At 72.7% G+C, this 13,686-nt stretch carries 10 protein-coding genes and 1 pseudogene; 8 read left to right on the forward strand and 3 right to left on the reverse strand.

The genetic code is table 11. The features are described 5' to 3' along the window. The first annotated feature begins 52 nt into the window (after positions 1–52). The 3 genes and pseudogenes from fdh (at position 53) to nrfD (ending at position 5,643) form a co-directional block, all read left to right on the forward strand. A pseudogene (gene fdh / locus HL189_RS03645) lies at positions 53–3,346 on the forward strand (formate dehydrogenase). A 25-nt stretch (positions 3,347–3,371) separates the two neighbouring features. Next, entirely contained in the window at positions 3,372–4,436 is a 1,065-nt protein-coding gene (locus HL189_RS03650) for a 4Fe-4S dicluster domain-containing protein (RefSeq protein WP_369132346.1), read from the forward strand. Positions 4,437–4,482: 46 nt separating this feature from the next. After that, positions 4,483–5,643: an NrfD/PsrC family molybdoenzyme membrane anchor subunit gene (nrfD, locus tag HL189_RS03655; RefSeq protein ID WP_369132347.1), complete on the forward strand. Its 1,161-nt coding sequence runs from the start codon at positions 4,483–4,485 to the stop codon at positions 5,641–5,643. 7 nt (positions 5,644–5,650) lie between these two features. On the opposite strand, the gene HL189_RS03660 is transcribed toward nrfD, so the two are convergent. Then, positions 5,651–6,136 (reverse strand): diguanylate cyclase, encoded by a 486-nt coding sequence (locus HL189_RS03660; RefSeq protein ID WP_369132348.1) that lies wholly within the window; start codon positions 6,134–6,136, stop codon positions 5,651–5,653. Positions 6,137–6,512: 376 nt separating this feature from the next. Next, a complete protein-coding gene (locus HL189_RS03665) occupies positions 6,513–7,532 on the reverse strand; it encodes a hypothetical protein (protein WP_369132349.1) in 1,020 nt (339 codons plus the stop codon). A 279-nt stretch (positions 7,533–7,811) separates the two neighbouring features. On the opposite strand from HL189_RS03665, the gene HL189_RS03670 reads away from it, so the two are divergent. Then, on the forward strand, positions 7,812–9,131 hold the full coding sequence (locus HL189_RS03670) for a UDP-glucose/GDP-mannose dehydrogenase family protein (RefSeq protein WP_369132350.1): 1,320 nt from the start codon (positions 7,812–7,814) through the stop codon (positions 9,129–9,131). 54 nt (positions 9,132–9,185) lie between these two features. Here HL189_RS03670 and HL189_RS03675 read toward each other — a convergent pair whose 3' ends face one another. Next, positions 9,186–10,139 carry a sulfite exporter TauE/SafE family protein gene (locus HL189_RS03675; RefSeq protein WP_369132351.1) on the reverse strand — a complete coding sequence of 318 codons (954 nt, stop codon included), beginning with the start codon at positions 10,137–10,139 and terminating at the stop codon, positions 9,186–9,188. A 336-nt stretch (positions 10,140–10,475) separates the two neighbouring features. Here HL189_RS03675 and HL189_RS03680 point away from each other — a divergent pair, with 336 nt between their 5' ends. The 4 genes from HL189_RS03680 (at position 10,476) to HL189_RS03695 (ending at position 13,668) form a co-directional block, all read left to right on the forward strand. Continuing rightward, a complete protein-coding gene (locus HL189_RS03680) occupies positions 10,476–11,210 on the forward strand; it encodes a sensor histidine kinase (protein ID WP_369132352.1) in 735 nt (244 codons plus the stop codon). Beyond that, positions 11,191–11,820 carry a response regulator gene (locus HL189_RS03685; protein WP_369132353.1) on the forward strand — a complete coding sequence of 210 codons (630 nt, stop codon included), beginning with the start codon at positions 11,191–11,193 and terminating at the stop codon, positions 11,818–11,820. The genes HL189_RS03680 and HL189_RS03685 overlap by 20 nt, the downstream gene beginning before the upstream one ends. A gap of 82 nt (positions 11,821–11,902) precedes the next feature. After that, a complete protein-coding gene (locus tag HL189_RS03690) occupies positions 11,903–12,553 on the forward strand; it encodes a response regulator transcription factor (protein ID WP_369132354.1) in 651 nt (216 codons plus the stop codon). Between the two features lie 173 nt (positions 12,554–12,726). Continuing rightward, a complete protein-coding gene (locus HL189_RS03695; RefSeq protein ID WP_369132355.1) occupies positions 12,727–13,668 on the forward strand; it encodes an NAD-dependent epimerase/dehydratase family protein in 942 nt (313 codons plus the stop codon). The last annotated feature ends 18 nt before the right edge of the window (positions 13,669–13,686 follow it).

Raw genomic sequence — 13,686 nt, forward strand, 5'->3', positions numbered from 1 at the left:
GAGTCACGCCGCCGGACGCGCGGGACGTCCCCGCAGGTGGCAAGCTGCCTGCGTGAAGACGTGGCTGGACGCGTGGCCGGTGTACCGGCAGCTCACGGGCTCCGACCCGCTCGGGCGGGGCAAGGCGGCACGCAGCAAGGCGACCGAGCAGGTGGTCAGCCGCACGGCGACCGCTGACCGGGTCGTGAAGTCGGTCTGCCCGTACTGCGCCGTGGGCTGCGCGCAGGACGTGTACGTGAAGGACGAGCAGATCGTCCAGATCGAGGGCGACCCGGACTCCCCGATCAGCCGCGGCCGGCTGTGTCCCAAGGGCAGCGCGAGCAAGCAGCTGGTCACCAGCCCGACCCGCGTCACGACGGTCAAGTACCGCCGTCCGTACGGGACGGACTGGGAGGACCTCGACCTGGACACGGCGATGGAGATGATCGCCGACCGCGTGCTGGCCGCCCGGGACAAGGGCTGGCAGGACGAGGACGAGGGGCAGCGCGTCAACCGCACCATGGGCATCGCCAGCCTGGGCGGCGCGACGCTGGACAACGAAGAGAACTACCTGATGAAGAAGCTGTACAGCGCCCTGGGCGCCATACAGATCGAGAACCAGGCCCGCATATAGCACTCCTCCACGGTTCCCGGTCTGGGAGCCTCGTTCGGCCGTGGTGGCGCGACCAACTTCCTGGAAGACCTGGCGAACTCCGACTGCATCGTCATCGAGGGTTCGAACATGGCCGAGTGCCATCCGGTCGGCTTCCAGTGGGTGTCCGAGGCGAAGGCCCGGGGCGCCAAGATCGTCCACATCGACCCGCGGTTCACGCGGACGAGTGCGATCGCCGACCTGCACGTGCCGATCCGGATCGGCACCGACATCGCGTTCCTCGGCGGGCTGATCAAGTACGTCCTGGACAACGAGCTGTACTTCGAGGAGTACGTGGTCGCGTACACCAACGCCGCGGCGCTGGTGAGCGAGGACTTCGTCGACGCCGAGGACCTCGACGGCCTGTTCTCCGGGTTCGACCCGGAGCACGGCCAGTACGACACCGACAGCTGGGAGTACCAGTTCGAGGAGGCCCCGCACTCGGGCTCGGACGACCCGGCGGGAGCCGCCGAGCAGGACGCCGGCGAGGACCACCACGAGGTCAAGTCCGCCGACCGCGCGCAGTCCTTCGGCAGCGGTGGCCCGCCGATCCCGGCGAAGCCCCGGCGGGACGAGACGCTCCAGCACCCGCGCTCGGTGTTCCAGGTCCTCAAGCGACACTTCGCCCGCTACACGCCGGAGATGGTCGCCGACGTCTGCGGCATCGAGCCGGAGGTGTTCGAGCAGGTCGCGCAGTGGGTCACCGCCAACAGCAACCGCGACCGGACGACGGCGTGGGTGTACTCGGTGGGCTGGACGCAGCACAGCGTCGGCGCGCAGTACATCCGGACCGCCTCCATCCTGCAGACGCTGCTGGGCAACATCGGCCGGCCCGGCGGCGGGATCATGGCGCTGCGCGGCCACGCCAGCATCCAGGGCTCGACCGACGTCCCGACGCTGTTCAACCTGCTGCCCGGCTACCTGCCGATGCCGCACGCCGCGCAGCACGGGTCGCTGGACGACTACGTGGCCGACGCCGCCGGCAAGGCCGGGTTCTGGGGCAACAAGCGCGCCTACATGGTCAGCCTGCTCAAGGCCTGGTTCGGGGACGCCGCCCAGCCGGAGAACGACTTCCGGTTCGACTGGCTCCCGAAGATCAACGGTGACCACAGCTCGTACCGGACGATCGCCGACATGATCGCCGGGAAGGTGCACGGCTACTTCCTCGTCGGCGAGAACCCCTCGGTCGGGCACCCGAACGGCCGGATGAACAGGTTCGGCCTGGCCAACCTGGACTGGCTGGTCGTCCGTGACCTGCAGATGATCGAGTCGGCGACCTTCTGGAAGGAGGGCCCGGAGATCGACACCGGCGAGATGTCGCCGGACACGATCGGGACCGAGGTCTTCTTCGTACCGGCCGCCACGCACGTGGAGAAGGACGGCACCTTCACCCAGACCCAGCGGCTGCTGCAGTGGCGGCACAAGGCGGTCGAGCCGCCGGGCGACGCGCGCAGCGACCTGTGGTTCTACTTCCACCTGGGCCGGATCCTCCGGGACCGGCTGAAGGACTCCACCGACCCGCGGGACCAGGCGCTGCTGCGGATGACGTGGGACTACCCGACCCACGGCGAGACCGCCGACCCGGACGCCGAGGCGGTGCTGCGCGAGATCAACGGCGTCGGGCCGGACGGGCGGGCGCTGTCGACCTACCTGGACATGAAGGACGACGGGTCGACCAGCGGCGGCTGCTGGATCTACTGCGGCGTGTACGCCGACGAGGTCAACCAGGCCGCGCGGCGCAAGCCGCACACGGAGCAGGGACCGGTGGCGTCCGAGTGGGGCTGGGCGTGGCCGCTGAACCGGCGGATGCTCTACAACCGCGCCTCCGCCGATCCCGACGGCCGGCCGTGGAGCGAGCGCAAGAAGTACGTGTGGTGGGACGAGGACGCCGGTCGCTGGACCGGGGACGACGTCCCGGACTTCGAGGCGACCAAGCGGCCGGACTACGTGCCGCCGGAGGGCGCGAAGGCGCAGGACGCGCTGGCCGGCAACGACCCGTTCGTCATGCAGGGCGACGGCAAGGCCTGGCTCTACGCGCCCGCCGGCCTGGTCGACGGCCCGCTGCCGACGCACTACGAGCCGGCCGAGTCGGTGGTGGAGAACTTCCTCTACGAGCAGCAGTCCAGCCCGACGATCGAGCGGATCGCCGGGCCGTGGAACCGGGAGAACCCCTCCCGCAGCGAGGTCTTCCCGTTCCAGGTGACCACCTACCGGCTCACCGAGCACCACACCGCCGGGGGGATGAGCCGCACGCTGCCCTACCTGTCCGAGCTCCAGCCGGAGTTCTTCGTCGAGGTCAGCCCCGAGCTGGCGGAGCTGCGCGGGCTGGTCAACGGCGAGTTCGCCACGCTGGTCAGCTCCCGGACGGCGATCGAGGCGAAGGTGCTGGTGACCGAGCGGGTGCGGCCGCTCAGGCTGCGCGACGGGCAGGTCGTGCACCAGATCGGCATGCCGTACCACTGGTCGTACGCCGGCATCTCCACCGGCGACGCGGCCAACGACCTGCTGGGCATCGTGCTCGACGCCAACACGCACATCCAGGAGGACAAGGTGAGCACGGCGGACATCCGGCCCGGACGCCGTCCCCGCGGACCGGAGCTGCTGGAGTTCGTCGAGTCCTACCGCCGGCGGGCCGGGGTCGAGTCCGGCCGGGTCGGGGTCAACGGCCGGGCGCCGGACGAGGACCCGAGCGCGATCGAGGAGGCAGGCGCGTGACGCGCACCACGGGGAGGAGGCCGGCATGAGCTGGATCAGCTCGGCGAGCCCGGCCTTCGACGGCCAGGACACCGAGAACCGGTTGTTCGGGCCGCTGCCCGACGTCTCGGCCGAGGCGGGCTACACCGACGACCACCCGCGCCGGGTCGGGTTCTTCACCGACACGTCGGTCTGCATCGGCTGCAAGGCCTGCGAGGTCGCCTGCAAGGAGTGGAACACGCTCCCGATGGACGACTCGCACGGCGTCAAGGACCAGATCGGCCTGTCCGGCATGTCCTACGACAACACCGGGATGCTCGGGGCCAACTCGTGGCGGCACGTGGCGTTCATCGAGCAGAGCCGTGCCGTCGACCTGCCGATGCCCACTCATCGCCGGCCCGGGGACGACCGGCAGGGCACCGGCCCGTCGCCGGCCGCCTCAGGGGACCCCGACAGCCTGGCCCGCGCCTCGGCGTCGGTGCTCAACGCCGAGGCGCTGAGCGAGTACGACCCGCAGACCGGGCAGAGCGGCACCGACAAGCAGATCCGCTGGCTGATGTCCTCCGACGTCTGCAAGCACTGCACGCACGCCGGCTGCCTGGACGTCTGCCCGACCGGTGCGCTGTTCCGCACCGAGTTCGGCACGGTCGTCGTGCAGGGCGACATCTGCAACGGCTGCGGCTACTGCGTCTCGGCCTGCCCCTACGGCGTCATCGACACCCGCAAGGACGACGGCCGGGCCTTCAAGTGCACGATGTGCTACGACCGGCTCACCGACGGCCTGATGCCCGCGTGCGCCACGGCCTGCCCGACCCAGTCCATCCAGTTCGGGGACCTCGACGAGCTCCAGACCCGGGCCGACGCCCGGCTGGCCACGCTCAAGGCCCAGGGCGTGGAGACGGCCCGGCTCTACGGCCGGGACGAGGACGACGGCGTCGGCGGCGCGGGCGCGTTCTTCCTGCTGCTCGACGAGCCGGAGGTGTACGGCTTCCCGCCCGACCCGATCGTCACCACCCGGGACCTCCCCGCGATGTGGAAGGCGGCCGCGGCCGGGGCGGCGATGATCGTCGGCGTCGTCGCGTCGGCGTTCGTCGGACGGAAGCGCTCGTGAGCCAGGTGACGGCCATGTTGGCCAACATGGCCGGGGAGGGGCGGGCGTGAGCGAGCAGCCGACGGACAACGAGCCGGCCGGTCAGGCGCCGCTGGCGCCGGGGGCCGGCTGGCACCGGGCCGGCGGTGAGGACCTGACCCTGCCGCGGCGCAAGCGCCGCCGCGGCAAGGGCGACGGCGGCTGGGGCGGGGGCAACCGCGAGGCCGCGATGGTCCCCGAGGCGGAGTTCTCGTCGTACTACGGCCGGCAGATCGTCAAGACGCCGACGTGGAAGAACCCCGAGGTCCCGCTGTACTTCTTCCTCGGCGGGGCAGCCGGTACGTCCTCGGTGATCGCCGCGCTCGCCGAGTTCACCGGGCGGCCGAAGCTGGCCCGCAACGCCGAGTACGTGGCGGGCGCCGGGGCCCTGGCGTCGGTGGTGCTGCTGATCGACGACCTGGGCCGGCCGGAGCGGTTCCTGCACATGCTGCGGGTGTTCAAGCCGACCTCGCCGCTGTCGGTCGGGTCCTACATCCTCTCCCCGTTCAGTGCCCTGGCCGCGGCGGCCGCCGGGCTGCGGCTGCTGGAGCTCCGGCCGGTGCTCGGCACGGCGGCGAAGGTGCTGCCGTTCCTCCCGAGGCTGGCCGGGGCCTTCCCCGCGCTGCGCAAGACCGCGGCCGTGGGCGCCGGGGTCTTCGGCGGGCCGATGGCCACCTACACCGCGGTGCTCATCGCGAACACCGCCGCGCCGAGCTGGCACGAGGCCCACGCGGAGCTGCCGTTCGTCTTCGGGGGCTCCGCGATGGCGGCCGGTGGCGGGCTCACCATGGCGCTGACCCCGGTCGAGGAGGCCGGGCCGTGCCGGAAGACCGCCGTCGTCGGTTCGCTGGTCGAGCTCGCCGCCCTGCACCGGGTGGAGCACGGGCACGGCATCGTCAGCGAGCCGTACCTGACCGGCAAGGCCGGGCGGCTGCTGCACGCGTCCAAGCGGTGCACCATCGCCGGAGCCGGGCTGACCGCGCTGGCGGGGCGCACCCGAGCAGGCGCCGTGCTCGGCGGGGTGCTGCTGGCGGCCGGCTCGCTGCTGACCCGGATGGGCGTCTTCGAGGCCGGCATCGCCAGCACCAAGGACCCGAAGTACGTCGTCGTACCGCAGCGGGAGCGGCTCGACGCGCGCGCGGCCGGCCGGGCAGTGGGGGAGGACGAGGGACGGTCCGTCGTCCGCTGAGCGCTGGTCAGCGGCGGCTGCCGCTGTAGCGGATGACCCGGCCCCCGCCGACGCTGCGGGCGGCGGTCAGGCACAGGGTGGCCCGGCGGTGCACCTCGCCGGCGGAGGTGTCGGGGGAGAGACCGGCGATGCCCGCGCAGGCGGTCAGGCCGGCGACCCCGGCCGCGGCGACGGCGGCGACGAGCCGGTTGCTGGCGGTCTCGGCGTCGGCTGCGGCGCCGTCGAGCAGGACGGCGAACTCGGTGGGGCCGGAGCGGGCGAGCCAGTCGTCGCTGCGGGTCGAGGCGGACAGCAGCCCGGCGACCCGGTGCAGGCCGTCAGCGGGCAGCGGCCGGCCGTCGTCCCGGCGCAGCAGCCCGATCAGGACCAGCGCGGCCGGAGCGACCGCGGAGGAGGACGCGCGCTCGGTGATGCGCTCGAGCAGCTGCACCCGGGTGGGCAGCAGGGTGACCGGGTCGACGGCATTGTCGCGACGCGCGGGGGCGATCGGCATGCCGGAGTGGTCGGCACGGACGGCGGCCCGGTTGACCACCGCGCCGCGTGCCGTCCCTCCCGGGGGTGACCCCGGGGACCGCCGGGCTCTCGCCTGCCGGCGTCAGCCGTTCGAGCGCGGCGGAGCTCACAGTCGGCGTCAAGGTCCGCCGAACGGGCGATGTTGCAGTCACCGTGCGTCGCGTTCACTGGTGCCCAGGCCGGAGCGACGACCTCCCGTGCTGCCGAGTGGTCACCCACCGTCAGCGGAAGGACGACGGCCCGCCTGATCGACCCGGGGCCGGGCTGCCTCCCCCGCGCCCGGCCCCGGGTCCCGGACCCCCGCTCTGTCGCCGACCTCCCCCTCGGCGGCGGAGCGGGACCGGGGGTCCGATCGCTCAGCGGCCGAAGGTCCCGGCCAGGTCCTGGAGCACCTCGTCCAGCGCGGTGACGGTGGCGGCCCTCGTCGTCGGAGCGCTCGTCGGCGACGGGGAGCTGCCGGGGTCCGTGGCGGACCCCCGGTCGCGGTCGCGGTCGCGCTCCCGTCGCCGTTCGCGGGTCGTCTCCGGTGCCGGCTCGTCGGTGGGCTCGGCGGTCTCCTCGGGCTCGGTGACCTCGGGCTCGGTGACCTCGGGCTCGGTGACCTCGGGCTCGGTGACCTCGGGCTCCTCGACGTCCGGGACGGTGAACGCGACGGGGCTCTCGTCGTCCCCGTCGTCGTCCCCTTCGTCGTCCCCGGGCTGCCCGGTGGGCTGGGGGCTGCCGGTGGGCGCCGGTTCGCTGCCGGACGGGGAACCGGGGGCGGGCGTCGCCGCACCGCTGCCCGACGGGTCCCCCGGCGTCGTCCCGGGAGCCGGCGTCCCGTCGCCGGCCGCGCCGGCCGTGTCCGGGGCGGGCGCGCCGGGTGACGTCGTGCCCGGCGTCGGACCAGCGGGGACCGGCCAGCCGGGGGTGGTCGCGGCGAGCCACCGGCCGGCGGTGGAGTCCGGCAACGACGTGGCGGAGATCAGGTCCGGCGTGGCACCCAGCCCTGCCGCGCCGACGAACTCGCCGCCGCGGCTGAGCTCCTCGAGGGTGGCCGCCGCCTGGCTCGGATCGGCCGCGATCTCGGCGGCCACGGCGTCGCTCATGCCCAGCCCGGTCGCGGAGCGCGCGAGCACCGGTGCGGCCGCCATGCAGAGCAGTGCCCCGGCGGCGATCACCCGCTGCGGTGTCCGGCTCGGCGTCGCCGGTCCGGCCTCGGCGGGAGCGGCGTGCCGGCGTCGCACCGGCGCCGGAGCGGCGGCGAGGGCGGCGTGCCGGCCGCGCACCGGCTCGGGGAGCGACGGCGGGGGGACGGCGCGGTGCCGGCCGGTGTCCGGGGGTGTCTCGATACGGCGGTGACGGCCGGTGTCCGGGCCGTGTCCTGCGGCGTGCAACGTCCTGCGTCCCCCTCTGGCGGTCGGCCAGCGGGCCGACGTCCAGCACGGTAATTTGAATGGCACTCCGTGCCCAAATCGTCACCGCGTGTTCGGTGCGACACGCCGCGCACGAGCCGGTCGGGGCGGGGGACACGCTGAGGTGGCCCGGCGCTGGCCGGCGACGGCTCGCCATCTCGGGTGAGCGGGCGACCAGGCGGGGCGCTGGCGCTGGCGCGGTGACGGCACCACCCCTACCGTGCGGACTTCGGTGCGGGTACGGCCAGGTCGGAGGCGCAGATGAAGATCTCGGTGATCGGGTGCGGTTACCTGGGCGCGGTCCACGCGGCCTCGATGGTCGAGCTCGGTCACGAGGTGGTCGGGATCGACGTCGACCAGCCCAAGGTCGAGGCGCTGCAGCAGGCCACGCCCCCGTTCTACGAGCCGGGGTTCGAGGCGCTGCTGGGCCGGGCGCTGGCCTCGGGTCGGCTGCGGTTCAGCACCGACGTCCGCGACGCCGCCGGATCGATCGTCCACTTCCTCTGCGTCGGCACGCCGCAGAAGCGGGGGGAGTACGCCGCGGACATGCGGTACGTGGAGGCTGCCGTCGAGTCCCTCGTGCAGGTGCTCGCCCCCGGCGACCTGGTGGTCGGCAAGTCGACGGTGCCGGTGGGGACGGCGGCCAGGCTCGCGGAGCTGGTGACCGGCAAGGTCCCCGGCGCGATGCTCGCCTGGAACCCGGAGTTCCTCCGCGAGGGCTACGCGGTGGCCGACACCCTGCACCCCGACCGGCTGGTCTACGGCCTGCCCGCCGACCCGGAGGGGGAGACCGCCCGGGCGCTGCTGGACGAGGTGTACGCCCCGATCGTGTCCGCCGGCACGCCGCAGGTGATCACCGACTACGCCACCGCGGAGATGGTGAAGACCGCGGCCAACTCCTTCCTGGCCACCAAGATCTCCTTCATCAACGCGATGGCCGAGCTGTGCGAGGCCACCGGCGCCGACGTCAAGCAGCTCGCCGACGCCATCGGTCACGACGACCGGATCGGCCGCAAGTTCCTCAACGCCGGTCTCGGCTTCGGCGGGGGCTGCCTGCCCAAGGACATCCGGGCGTTCATGGCCCGCGCCGGCGAGCTGGGCGCCGACCAGGCGCTGACCTTCCTGCGTGAGGTCGACAACATCAACATGCGCCGGCGGATCCGGATGGTGGAGCTGGCCCGTGAGGTCTGCGACGGCTCCCTGCTGGGCAAGCGGGTCGCGGTGCTGGGGGCGGCGTTCAAGCCCGAGAGCGACGACATCCGCGACTCCCCGGCGCTGAACGTCGCCGCCCAGCTGCAGCTGCAGGGCGCCGTCGTCCTCGTCACCGACCCCGCCGCGCTGGACAACTCCCGCCGCGAGTGGCCGCACCTGGACTTCGCCGAGACACCGGAGGAGGCCGCGGACCGGGCCGACGCCGTCCTGCTGCTGACCGAGTGGCCGCAGTACCTCGAGCTCGACCCGGTCGCCTTCGGGCGGGTCGTCCGGAAGAAGCGCGTGCTCGACGGTCGCAACGCGCTGAGCCGGACGACCTGGGAGGGCGCCGGCTGGACCTACCGGGCTCTGGGGCGTCGGGGGACCTGACGGCGTCCGGCCCGGACGGCCCGTCGCGAGCGCGACGCCCTGCCGGGTGGCACGTCAGGGGACCCGAGCGGCGCTGGAGGCGCGACGGCGCTGTTGCCACACCAGAGGGGCCTCACCGTGGCGGACCCGCAGCCAGGCCCAGAGGGCGGCGCCGCCCACCAGTGCGCTGCCGCTCACCGCGGCGACGACCTCCGTCGACGCGCCCAACAACTTGATGCCCGACGCGAGCAGGACGATCGCCAGCGCTCTCCGGACCAAGCTCCCGGGGGACCGGGATGACACCCGGGCACCGAGCCACACCCCGGGGACGGCCCCGATGAGGATGCTCCCGGTCAGTCCGAGCGTGAAGTCCCCGAGCAGGATGTGCCCGACCGACGCCGAGGCGACCAGGGGAACTGCCTGCAGCAGGTCCGTGCCGACCAGTTGACCGACGCGGATGGACGGGTAGAGCAGCAACAGGCACACGATCATGAGCGACCCGGCGCCGACGGAGGTCATCCCGACGACGAGTCCGCCCACGAGGCCGACCAGAACGGTGGGCAGGCGGCGGACCGGGATGGCCGAGAGCTCGGGCTCCGTCGCCGTCGCGGCGCCGCTGCTCCGCCGGCGTGCCCGCTCGCGCAGTCTCAGGTACGCCTTCCCCGTCATGGCGGCGCACGCGAGGATCAGCACCCCGCCCAGGGCGGTCAGGAGCAGCGACTGCACGTCGGCACCGTTGGCCAGCAGCCGCAGGAGCACCACGCCGCCGAAGGCGCCCGGGATCGAGCCGACGCAGAGCCAGAGCACCATGCCGACGTGCACGGTGCCGTGCCGGAGGTGGACCAGGCCGCCGACCGGCTTCATGAAGAGGCTCGCCACGACGTCGCTCGACACGGCGGCCAGGGGCGGGACGCCGAAGGCGAACACCAGGATCGGGGTCATCAGAGCCCCTCCGCCCATCCCGGTCAGTCCCACGACGACGCCCACGAGCAGGCCCGCGACAGCGATCGCCGGGTTCCACCAGTCCATCGGGTCCCCCGTTCAGGTCGGCCGCCGGTCGGAGCCGGGTGCGGCTCCGACCGCGGTGGGGACCAGGAGCGACGACACGTCGGCTGATCGTCGTAGCAAAGTGCATGGCAGCGGTACGGAATGCCGATCCGGCGCACGATGATCAATGTGGGCGGAATGCAATCGGCCGCGTTGCGCCACTGGTAGTCCCGGGACGTGAACGACCTGTGCAGGGTGGCGAGAACGTCGACAGAAGGTGAACAGTGGGGTGTCGATGGGCCTGTTCCATGACGCCGCGCTGCTCTAACTTCCGCAGGGCAGACCGGCAGGTGAGCGTGTCGGCGACCAGGGGGCGTCATGGTGGATGGGTCGGCAGAGAGCGGCGACCTCGTCGTCGACGAGGTCGTCGCAGTCCTGGTCGAGAGCCGGTTGAAGGAGGCGATGCACGAGATCCGCCAGCCGTTGGCCGCCGTGCTCGCCCTCTCCGAGGTGGCACGCACGAGTCCGGGGGTCCCGGCAGACGTCCGCCGATGTCTGGGGCAGTTGGCCGAGCAGGTCAAGGAGGTGTCCGACGCGGCGTGGAGCGTGCTCGGCGCCCGCGCCGGGGACCCTGCGGAGACGTCCGCCCCCGTGGACGTCGACGAGGTGCTCGAGTCGGTGTTCGCGGCGTTCGACCTCACGTGGAGCGGCACGCTGACCCGCCAGGGAGCCGACGGCGGTCTCGTCTGCGCCCTGGACCGGGTCGTGCTCCGCCGCTGCCTGGTGAACGTCATCGACAACGCCACCCGGGCAGCGGGGCCGCAGGGCCGCGTGCTGGTCACCGTGCGCCGGAGCGCCACCCACATCCGGGTCTTCGTCGACGACAGCGGCCCGGGGTTCGGGCGCGTGCCCAGTGGCTCCGGGACAGGGCTGCTGCTCACCCGAGCCGCGCTGCAGCCGATCGGCGGCAGCCTCACCGTCGGCCTGGCCCCGAGCTTCGGCGGCGCCCGCGTGGTGCTGTCACTCCCGGCCGCCGGCCATGGTGACCGCGAGTTCCGTGCCGGGCACGGACCGCGGGAGGAGGTCGTCTCCCGTGCGACTGGTGCTCTGTGACGACCACAGGCTCTTCATCGAGTCGCTGGCCACGGTGCTGGCCCGGCGCGGGCACGAGGTCGTCGTCACGCACTCGCCCGACCAGGCGCTGCTGATCGGCCGGGAGATCCGCCCCGATGTCTGTGTCATCGACCTCAGGTTCCCGGACGCCAACGGCCTGGACGCGGTGCCCCTGCTGCGGGCCCGTCTGCCCTCCTGCGCGATCGTCGTCCTGTCCGGGTCCGATGACGTGGCGGACCAGTCAGCCGCTCTCACGGCGGGGGCCGCCGGCTTCCTGCGCAAGGACCTGGCGATCAGCACGATCATCGAGGCCATCGAACGGGCGGGGCACGGGCGGAGGCTCGCACCACTCACCCAGCCTCGCCAACCGGTCGCGTCCGCCGAGCACCTCCGGGTCCGCCGTCTGGTCGAGGCCCTGACGGACAGGGAGAGGCAGGTGCTCCGCAGCCTCGTGGAGGCGGAGGACACCGTCGCCATAGCCCACACGCTCGGGGTGGCGCAGAGCACCGCCCGGACGCACCTCCAGAACGTGCTGCTGAAGCTGGGAGTGCACACCCGTCTGCAAGCCGTCGCGCTGGTGGCCGACGCCGGTCTTGCCGATACGTTGTGATCGTGCACTACTGCAGTTGGCGTAGGGCCTTGTCCGCTCCCTGCGGGTCGACGGAGGAGGGCGACTGACTCAGCATTCGGCCATGCGGGACACGCGCGTGCTGCTCGCCGACGATCACCGTTCCTTCGCCGAGGCCCTGGGGCTGCGCCTGGATGCGGAGCCGGGCTTGCGCGTGGTCGGCGCCGTCGTGGACCCGGCGGCGGCGCTGAGCATCGTGCGGGGACGCCCGGTCGACGTGGCGGTCCTCGCGGTCGAGTCGGTGCACTGCACCTTCCTGACCCTGGCGGACGAGCTCCTCCAGGCCCGTCCGGAACTCAAGCTCGTCGGGGTGACCGGGGTCGACGACCCCGCCGTCCTGACGCGCGCCGTCCACGTGGGCTTCCGCGGCTGGGTCCCGAGGGACGTGGGCATCGGCTCGTTGCTCGACGTCATCCACGGTGTCGTCCGCGGCGAGACGTGCATCCCGCCGCTGCTCCTCACCAAGCTGCTGCACAGCCTGCTGACCGAGGACGAGGAGGCGCGCGCGGCGGAGCGTCCGCTCGCCTCGCTGACCGTCCGTGAGCGCGAGGTGCTGCGCGCCATGTCCAGCGGGGCCAACCGCATGGAGATCGCGGAGCGGCTGGCCATCTCGCCGAACACCGTGCGCACCCACGCGCAGAGCATCCTGACGAAGCTGGAGGTCCACACCTCGCTGGCGGCGGTCATGATCGCGCGGCGTGCTGGCCTGCTCTGACCGGGCGCCCTCGTCCTGCACGAGCCGCGATCGATCGGTTACGCAGCGGTCACCAGGCGGGCGAACTCCGTCGTCGTGCGTAGGCCCTCTCGTCTCTCCGGCGGATCCGGCCGCACGACTCGGTCCCTAGCGTCACTCTCGAAACGTGCCGGTTGAGGCGGGGGGACGACGAGATGAGATGCGTGGTCACCGGAGCCGCGGGCTTCGTCGGGTCACATCTGGGCGAGTACCTGCTCGAGCACGGCCATGACGTCGTCGGCATCGACTGCCTGACCGACTTCTACGACCCACGCCTCAAGGAGGCCAACCTCAGCCTGTTGCAGAGGCATGACCGGTTCACCCTGTGCCGAGAGGACCTGCTCACGGCACCGCTGCCCTACCTCTTCGCCGGCGCGGACACGGTGTACCACCTCGCCGGTCAGCCGGGCGTACGGCCCTCGTGGGGAGCCCACTTCGCCGACTACGCGGCCCGCAACGTCCTCGCCACGCAGCGGGTGCTCGAAGCGGCGCGGTCGGTCCGACTGGGCAAGCTCGTCTACGCATCCAGCTCCAGCGTCTACGGCAATGCCGAGACCCATCCGACCGTCGAGACGCTCCGCCCACAGCCCGTGTCGCCGTACGGCGTCACGAAACTCGCCGGGGAGCACCTCTGCGAGCTCTACCGGGTGGGGTTCGGCGTGCCGACCGCGTCGCTGCGGCTGTTCACCGTCTACGGCCCGCGACAGCGACCCGACATGGCGTTCAGCAGGCTGGTGTCGGCCGCCGTCCACGGGACCCGGTTCGAGTTGTACGGCGAGGGCACGCAGACCAGGGACTTCACGTTCGTGGCCGACGTGGTCCGGGCCATGTCCGACGCCGCCCGATCCGACTTCACCGGTGTGGCGAACATCGGCGGCGGCAGCCGGACCTCGATGAACGAGGTCATCGACATCGTGTCCGGGCTGGCCGGCAGCATCGAGGTCCATCGGCTGCCGACGCAGCGCGGCGATGTCCGCGACACGGCCGCGGACACCCGGGCGGCGTTCGAGGGGTTCGGCTACGTACCCACCGTCAGCCTGACGGAGGGGCTCGCATCGATGGTGGAAGCCGAGCGCCTCGCCAGCGTCGCGGCCTGACCCGGCCGGCCATGACGA

This window comes from Modestobacter sp. I12A-02662 (assembly GCF_041028325.1).
Taxonomy (GTDB): domain Bacteria; phylum Actinomycetota; class Actinomycetes; order Mycobacteriales; family Geodermatophilaceae; genus Modestobacter.

Bases quoted from the DNA above. Each gene is read 5' to 3' on its own strand.
- HL189_RS03650 (WP_369132346.1), top strand. From the start codon at position 3,372: ATGAGCTGGATCAGCTCGGCGAGCCCGGCCTTCGACGGCCAGGACACC.
- HL189_RS03660 (WP_369132348.1), bottom strand. From the start codon at position 6,136: ATGCCGATCGCCCCCGCGCGTCGCGACAATGCCGTCGACCCGGTCACC.
- HL189_RS03670 (WP_369132350.1), top strand. From the start codon at position 7,812: ATGAAGATCTCGGTGATCGGGTGCGGTTACCTGGGCGCGGTCCACGCG.
- HL189_RS03675 (WP_369132351.1), bottom strand. From the start codon at position 10,139: ATGGACTGGTGGAACCCGGCGATCGCTGTCGCGGGCCTGCTCGTGGGC.
- HL189_RS03680 (WP_369132352.1), top strand. From the start codon at position 10,476: ATGGTGGATGGGTCGGCAGAGAGCGGCGACCTCGTCGTCGACGAGGTC.
- HL189_RS03690 (WP_369132354.1), top strand. From the start codon at position 11,903: ATGCGGGACACGCGCGTGCTGCTCGCCGACGATCACCGTTCCTTCGCC.
- HL189_RS03695 (WP_369132355.1), top strand. From the start codon at position 12,727: ATGAGATGCGTGGTCACCGGAGCCGCGGGCTTCGTCGGGTCACATCTG.